This is a genomic window from Glycomyces sp. NRRL B-16210 (assembly GCF_000719515.1).
In the GTDB taxonomy this organism is placed as follows: domain Bacteria; phylum Actinomycetota; class Actinomycetes; order Mycobacteriales; family Micromonosporaceae; genus Glycomyces.
This window is the reverse complement of sequence record NZ_JOGR01000023.1, coordinates 1-2,672: the sequence shown is the minus strand read 5'-3', so window position 1 is coordinate 2,672 and position 2,672 is coordinate 1. Positions and strand designations below refer to the sequence as shown.

Below are 2,672 nucleotides of genomic sequence, written 5' to 3'. Positions count from 1 at the left end.
CCCGAGTAGCGCGGGTTTCGTGGAGGCTCGTGTGAATCTGCCAGGACCGTCTGGTAAGCCTAAAGAGGTCCGGTGACCGATAGTGGAGAGTACCGTGAGGGAATGGTGAAAAGTACCCCGGGAGGGGAGTGAAAGAGTGCCTGAAACCATGTGCCTGTAATCCGTCAGAGCCTGGCAAGTGGTCTTGTGCTGCTTGTGGTCGGGTGATGGCGTGCCTTTTGAAGAATGAGCCTGCGAGTTATGGTATGCCGCGAGGTTAAGCCGTGTGGTGGAGCCGGAGCGAAAGCGAGTCTGAATAGGGCGTGTAGTGGTGTGTTGTAGACCCGAAGCGGGGTGATCTACCCATGTCCAGGGTGAAGCGGCTGTAAGAGGTCGTGGAGGCCCGAACCCACCTAGGTTGCAAACTGGGGGGATGAGGTGTGGGTAGGGGTGAAAGGCCAATCAAACTCCGTGATAGCTGGTTCTCCCCGAAATGCATTTAGGTGCAGCGTCGTGTGTTGCACTGTGGTGGTAGGGCGCTGGTTGGGTGATGGGCCGTGTCGGTTACTGAGCTCAGCTAAACTTCGAATGCCATGGTGTTGAGTGCGGCAGTGAGTCGGCGGGTGAGAAGATCCGTCGTCGAGAGGGAAACAGCCCAGATTACCGGCTAAGGTCCCTAAGGGCGTGCTGAGTGGAAAAGGATGTGGGGTCGCGTTGACAGCCAGGAGGTTGGCTTAGAAGCAGCCATCCTTGAAAGAGTGCGTAATAGCTCACTGGTCGAGTGGTTTTGCGCCGATAATGTAGCGGGGCTGAAGCACGCCACCGAAGCCGTAGCAATGCCCGTTAGATGCGTCTGGCGGGGTTGGGTAGGGGAGCGTCGTGCATGGGGTGAAGCTTCGGAGTAATCCTGGGGTGGACTGTGTGCGAGTGAGAATGCAGGCATGAGTAGCGAAACACAGGTGAGAATCCTGTGCGCCGATTGACTAAGGGTTCCAGGGGACGGTTGTTCCGCCCTGGGTTAGTCGGGGCCTAAGGCGAGGCCGAGAGGCGTAGTCGATGGAGAACCGGTTGATATTCCGGTACCCGAGTGCCACGTATGAGTGATAGCGGTTGTGCTAACCGGCTGTGAGCCGGCGGGAGGTTGCCTTCGGGTGGCCATTCGTTGGTGAGTGGTTGGGGTCCTTTCCGTGTGTAGCGTAGTGATGGGGTGACGCAGTGGGGTAGTTGTACCGTCTGGTGGATTAGGCGGGGTAAGGTGGTAGCCCGTGTTCCCAGGTAAATCCGGGGACACCGTCTTGAGTGGCGAGGGTGAGCGCTGAAGCATAGCTCTTTTGAGTGAATTCGATGATCCCGTGCTGTCGAGAAAAGCCTCTAGCGAGTGGTGTTCGGCCCGTACCCTAAACCGACACTGGTGGTCAGGTAGAGTATACTGAGGCGTTCGAGTGATGTGTGGTTAAGGAACTCGGCAAATTGCCTCCGTAACTTCGGGAGAAGGAGGGCCCCTGATCGTGGGACGAAGCGTCCGGAAGCGGTGGGGGGTTGCAGAGGCCAGGGGGAAGCGACTGTTTACTAAAAACACAGGTCCATGCGAAGCCGTGAGGTGAGGTATATGGACTGACGCCTGCCCGGTGCTGGAACGTTAAGAGGATCCATCAACCCCGTGAGGGGTGCAGTGGTGAATTGAAGCGCCAGTAAACGGCGGTGGTAACTATAACCATCCTAAGGTAGCGAAATTCCTTGTCGGGTAAGTTCCGACCTGCACGAATGGCGTAACGACTTCCCCGCTGTCTCAACCACATGCTCGGCGAAATTGCAGTACGAGTAAAGATGCTCGTTTCGCGCGGCAGGACGGAAAGACCCCGGGACCTTTACTATAGCTTGGTATTGGCATATTGTCTGGTTTGTGTAGGATAGGCGGGAGCCTGGGAAGCCTCGACGCTAGTTGGGGTGGAGGTGTTGGTGAAATACCGCTCTGACTAAATGATGTGTCTCACCCGCGGCCGTGATCCGGTCGGGGGACAGTGCCTGGTGGGTAGTTTAACTGGGGCGGTTGCCTCCTAAATGGTAACGGAGGCGCCCAATGGTACCCTCGGGCCGGTTGGAAACCGGTCGGTGAGTGTAAGCGTAGAAGGGTGCTTGACTGTGAGACCGACGGGTCGAGCAGGTGCGAAAGCAGGGGCTAGTGATCCGGCACCGACGTACGGATGTGGTGTCGCTCAACGGATAAAAGGTACCCCGGGGATAACAGGCTGATCTTCCCCAAGAGTCCATATCGACGGGATGGTTTGGCACCTCGATGTCGGCTCGTCGCATCCTGGGGCTGGAGTTGGTCCCAAGGGTTGGGCTGTTCGCCCATTAAAGCGGCACGCGAGCTGGGTTTAGAACGTCGTGAGACAGTTCGGTCCCTATCCGCCGCGCGCGTTGGAGATTTGAAGGAGGGCTGTCCCTAGTACGAGAGGACCGGGATGGACGAACCGCTGGTGTGCCAGTTGTCCCGCCAGGGGCATGGCTGGTTGGCTACGTTCGGGAGCGATAACCGCTGAAAGCATCTAAGCGGGAAGCGTGCTCTGAGATGAGATCTCCGTCAAACGTCTAGTTTGGTGAGGCGCCCAGAAGATGACTGGGTTGATAGGCTCGACATGGAAGCACTGCGAGGTGTGGAGTGGACGGGTACTAACCGCCGAGAACTTAAC

1 rRNA gene is annotated in these 2,672 nt (G+C 57.6%); it reads left to right on the top strand.

The features are described 5' to 3' along the window. Nucleotides 1–2,672: ribosomal RNA gene (locus IF12_RS0122365) — 23S ribosomal RNA — on the top strand; the annotation flags it as partial.